The following is a 1777-nucleotide window of genomic DNA, read 5'->3' on the forward strand; positions in this document are numbered from 1 at the left end:
GTGGCGGAGCCCGGGTTCAACCGCCCTGCGGTTCCGCGCCTGGGTCCGTCCGGGCATCGGCGCCTGGTTTGTCGGCGTGCTGGGCCTGCGGTGCCGCCGGTGATGGCAAGCGGTCCCGGTGCCGTGCCGCCGGAACTGGCCGGCGGCGCGCTGGCGCTGGCGCTGACGCTGGTGGCGAAGATCCTGGCGTCGGCCGTGTCGCTGGGGTCGGGCTTCCGCGGCGGCCTGTTCAGCGCCTCGCTGTTCATCGGCGGGCTGTTCGGAGGTCTGCTGGGGCAAACGACGGCCACCTTCCTGCCGGGTCTGGGAATCGACGGCGGCCTGCTGCTGCTGGTCGGCATGGGATCGGTCGCCGCCGGCATCATCGGCGCGCCGGTGACCATGGTTCTGCTGGTGCTGGAGACGACGCAGGATCTGTGGGCGGCGTCGGGCGTGCTGATCGGTGTGGTCCTGTCGACCACCGTGGTGCGGCAGGCCTTCGGCTACTCCTTCGCCACCTGGCGTTTCCACCTGCGCGGCGTGCCGATCCGCGGTGCCTACGACATCGGCTGGCTGTCGGAGCTGACGGCCTTCCGGCTGATGCGCCGGGACGCCAAGACCGTGCCCTCGACCCTGACGGTCGAGGCGCTGCGCCGCCTCTACCCTCTGGGGTCCACCAAGGCGGTCTTCGCGGTGGACGAGACCGGCCGCTATGCCGGCCTGATCGACATGTCGATCATCCACGATCCCGAGCAGGACGCCGCCGCGACCGAAACCCGGGTCGGGTCGCTTGCCTGCAAGGCCGATGCGGTCCTGATGCCGGGCGACGATGCCCGCACCGTGCTGAACCGCTTCGGCAGCGAGGAGGTGGAGGCCCTGCCGGTGCTGTCCTCCCCCACCGACCGCCGGATCATCGGTTATGTGACGGAGTCCTTTGCGTTGCGCCGCTATTCGCAGGCGCTGGAACGCCAGCGCGGCGAGGATCTGGGCGAACGGGGGCTGTGGGGCCGGGACTGATTCGAGAAACGCAAACACCGGTTCCGGGACGCCGCGACGGCTGCCTGCCGTGGCGATACCCCGGAACCGGCGATGCGGTTACGGCCTTGCGACGCGGTTACTGCTGGGTGCCGGTCGTGCCGGTGGCTCCCGGCGTGGGGGTGTCGCTCGGCATCGTGTTGTTCGTCGTGCCCGTGGTCCCGGTGGTGCTGCCGGTCGAGTTGCCGGTGCGGGTGCCGCCGGTGCTGCCGGAGGTCGCCTGACCGTTGCCGCCCAGGTTCAGGGCGGACATCGTCTGCTGGTCGGCGCGGCCGGTGGCGCGCAGGCCGTTGTCGCGCTGGAACTTCATCAATGCGCTGCGGGTGCTGGCGCCCCAGACGCCGTCGACGGTGATGTCGCGGCCGTCGTTGCGGTCGTTCAGCGCCTGCTGCAGTTCGCGCACCTGCTCGTGGCTCAGCCTGGTGCTGGAGGCCATGCTGCCGGAGTGGCCGGCCGACGACCGGCGCGAGGAACTGCCCGAGGTCTCTTCCTTCACTTCGGCGGTGGCCCGGTCGGTCACGCGGTCGGTCTTCTTGCTGAGGCTTTCGTCCATGGTGTTGCCGGCCACCGCGCCGCCGACACCGCCGACAACCGCGCCGACCGGGCCGCCGACGACGGCACCGGCCACCGCGCCCGAACCGGCGCCGGTGGCCGTCCGCGATGTTTCCGTGCTGCCGCAGGCGCTGAGCGCGAACAGGGCGCCGGCCGCGGTGGCGGTCATGACGAGTCTCGAAATCCCACGCATGGTGCCATCCTCTCGATA

Annotated in this window: 2 protein-coding genes; one reads left to right on the forward strand and one right to left on the reverse strand. The window is 71.2% G+C overall.

Annotated features, from left to right (window positions below; all coding sequences use genetic code 11):
- Positions 1-102: 102 nt before the first annotated feature.
- Complete coding sequence (locus I71_RS34220; protein WP_244434229.1) at positions 103-996, forward strand: chloride channel protein; 894 nt, start codon at positions 103-105, stop codon at positions 994-996.
- A gap of 97 nt (positions 997-1093) precedes the next feature.
- Here the strand turns inward: I71_RS34220 and I71_RS34225 are convergent.
- Positions 1094-1777 (reverse strand): peptidoglycan-binding protein (locus tag I71_RS34225; protein ID WP_049976476.1); only part of this gene is annotated, 684 nt, incomplete at its 5' end.

The organism is Azospirillum sp. B506 (assembly GCF_000333595.1).
Classification (GTDB): domain Bacteria; phylum Pseudomonadota; class Alphaproteobacteria; order Azospirillales; family Azospirillaceae; genus Azospirillum.